We start from the raw sequence: 2,623 nt of genomic DNA, 5'->3' as shown, positions 1-2,623 counted from the left end.
AGTCGGAGATCAACCAGGCGAGGAAGGCGCGGCCGAGCATCGTCGCGGCCAGGGCGTACCGCCGGCCGTGTCGGAAATGATCCAGCAGCGGGCCCACCACCGGGGCGAGCATCGCGAACGGGACCATGGTCACCAGCAGGTAGAGCGCGACCTTGCTGCGGGCCTCGCCGAGCGGCACGTTGAAGAAGATCGTGCCGGCCAGGCCGATGGCGATCAGGGTGTCACCAGCGCAGGAGAGCGCGTGCAGGTCGAACAGGCGAACCATGCCGACCTCGCCGCCGGCGCCCCGGGCGCGGGCCCGGCCGGCCCGGCGGGTCACCCAGCGGCCGCTGCCCACCGAACCGCGCAGCAGCAGACGGACGGCGCGAATGCCGGTGCCGACGGTCCGCCCGAGGACGGAACGCCCGGAGCGGGAGTACGACGGCATGTGCACCATCCTCGCCCATCTGATCCGGGTACGCCGCACCACCGCTGGGAAAGGTTCCCCGGGAGTCCCTGTCACCCCTGCGAGGCGCATGGGGAACAATGGTGAGGTGACCAGGCCCGCCTCCACCCGTGCCGCCCGCCTCGACCAGGTCTGCGCCGCCGCCGTCGAGGTGGCTCGCGCTGGCATCACCGAGGTGGACGCCGACGACGTCGGCGATCACCTGCAGGTTCTGGCCGAGGGCGACCGGCTGGTCACCCACTACTTCGAATGCCGCCTCGCCGGTTACCGCGGTTGGCGCTGGGCGGTCACCGTCACCCGGGTGCCGCGCAGCAAGACGGTGACCATCTGCGAGACGGTCCTGCTGCCCGGCCCGGACGCGCTGCTCGCGCCCGGCTGGCTGCCCTGGCAGGAGCGGCTCAAGCCGGGCGACCTGGGCCCGGGTGATCTGCTTCCGACCTCACCCGACGACGACCGACTGGTCCCCGGTTACCTGCTCTCCGACGACCCGGCGGTCGAGGAGACGGCGTGGGAGTTGGGCCTCGGACGCGCCCGCGTGCTCTCCCGGGAGGGCCGCATCGACACGGCGCAGCGCTGGTACGACGGTGACCACGGCCCCGCCGCGGCCATCTCGACCGCCGCCCCGTCCGCCGCCCGCTGCGGCACCTGCGGTTTCTACCTGCCGTTGGCCGGTGCGATGCGGCAGGCCTTCGGGGCGTGCGGCAACTTCTACGCACCCGACGACGGCCGGGTGGTGAGCGCCGATCACGGTTGCGGCGCCCACTCCGAGACGTTGATCGAGGCGGCGGAGACCGCTGTCGACGAGCTGCCCACGGTGTACGACGACAGCGCGGTGGAGGCCATGTCGGTCAGCCGGGCCCCGGGCTCGGTCGAGGCGGCCGAGCCGGCGGAGCCGTACGGGCACTCCTGATCGACCGCGCCGGAGTGCTCCGGCGCGGTGCCCAGCTCACCTCGCGCGGCGGCGGCGTCGGTTGGCGTCGTGGCGCATCATCACGGCGAGGCCCGGGAAACCCCAGAGGAAGCCGGCGAGGCAGGTCCAGAGCCAGTTCTGGTGACCGTTGTCGGTGAGCCAGCCCCGGAAGAAGATCAGCAGGACCAGCCCGGCCACCGCCCACGCGACCAACCCGGCGAGCGCGAACGGCACCATCGGCGGGTCCAGTGGTGCGGGTCGCGGTGGCTGCTCGTTCGGCACCCGGCAAGCGTACGGGATGTACTTCCGCTGCCCACCGACGATCTGGGACGATGCGCGCGACAATCGGAAGATCACCTGCGAGGACCTGATGGCCGTAGCGCCGCCCGAGAACGGCACACCTCCCAACCCTGCTCATCCGCGTAACGGTTTCGACCGGTTTTTCGAGATCTCCGCCCGTGGCTCGACGCTGAGCCGCGAGGTACGCGGTGGCCTGGCGACCTTCTTCACGATGGCGTACATCGTGGTGCTCAACCCGCTGATCCTGGGCGGCGCCGTCGACGGTGACGGCAAGAGCCTCCCGATCCCCGCACTGGCAGCCGCGACCGCGCTGGTCGCCGGCCTGATGACCATCCTGATGGGTGTGGTCGGCCGGTTCCCGCTGGCGCTCGCCGCCGGTCTGGGTGTCAACGCCCTGGTGGCGTACGAGATCGCCCCCGAGATGACCTGGGCCGACGCGATGGGCCTGGTGGTGATCGAGGGTGTGATCATCGCGGTGCTGGTGCTGACCGGTCTGCGGACCGCTGTCTTCCGCTCGGTCCCGACCCAGATGAAGACCGCGATCGGGGTCGGCATCGGCCTGTTCCTGACCATCATCGGTCTGGTGGACGCCGGCTTCGTCCGGCGCATCCCGGACGCCGCCAACACCACCGTCCCGGTCGGCCTGGGCATCGGCGGCAAGCTGGTGAGCTGGCCGATGCTGGTCTTCGTGGTCGGTCTGCTGATCACGCTGGTGCTGGTGGTCCGGCGGGTGAAGGGCGCGATCCTGATCGGCATCCTCGCCTCGACGGTGCTCGCGGTGATCGTGGAGGCGATCGGCAACATCGGCCCGTCGTTCGTCAACGGTCAGCCCAATCCGAAGGGCTGGTCGTTGAACGTGCCGGAGCTGCCGAAGACGGTGGTCGACCTGCCGGACCTGTCGCTGCTCGGCAAGTTCAACGTGCTGGACTCGTGGGGCAAGGCCGGTTGGCTGGTCGTGCTGATGTTCA

General features: G+C 70.8%; 3 protein-coding genes and 1 pseudogene. 2 read left to right on the top strand and 2 right to left on the bottom strand.

Annotation, left to right across the window (positions count from 1 at the left end; all coding sequences use genetic code 11):
• Positions 1 to 427 (bottom strand): annotated as a pseudogene (locus KBX53_RS29150) (MFS transporter); the annotation flags it as partial.
• 88 nt (positions 428 to 515) lie between these two features.
• Here KBX53_RS29150 and KBX53_RS29145 point away from each other — a divergent pair.
• Positions 516 to 1,355 carry a DUF3027 domain-containing protein gene (locus tag KBX53_RS29145; RefSeq protein ID WP_247676396.1) on the top strand — a complete coding sequence of 280 codons (840 nt, stop codon included), beginning with the start codon at positions 516 to 518 and terminating at the stop codon, positions 1,353 to 1,355.
• A 36-nt stretch (positions 1,356 to 1,391) separates the two neighbouring features.
• Here the strand turns inward: KBX53_RS29145 and KBX53_RS29140 are convergent, their stop codons facing one another.
• Complete coding sequence (locus KBX53_RS29140) at positions 1,392 to 1,637, bottom strand: DUF2530 domain-containing protein (RefSeq protein ID WP_030329642.1); 246 nt, start codon at positions 1,635 to 1,637, stop codon at positions 1,392 to 1,394.
• Between the two features lie 88 nt (positions 1,638 to 1,725).
• On the opposite strand from KBX53_RS29140, the gene KBX53_RS29135 reads away from it, so the two are divergent.
• The coding region (locus KBX53_RS29135; protein ID WP_210862804.1) for an NCS2 family permease at positions 1,726 to 2,623 on the top strand (898 nt) is incomplete at its 3' end.

The sequence above is a fragment of the Micromonospora sp. M51 genome, from assembly GCF_018070305.1.
Classification (GTDB): domain Bacteria; phylum Actinomycetota; class Actinomycetes; order Mycobacteriales; family Micromonosporaceae; genus Micromonospora; species Micromonospora parva.
This window is presented reverse-complemented; position numbering and strand designations above follow the sequence as displayed.

Excerpts from the sequence above, each read along its gene's own strand:
- KBX53_RS29145 (WP_247676396.1), top strand. The coding sequence starts at position 516 with ATGGGGAACAATGGTGAGGTGACCAGGCCCGCCTCCACCCGTGCCGCC.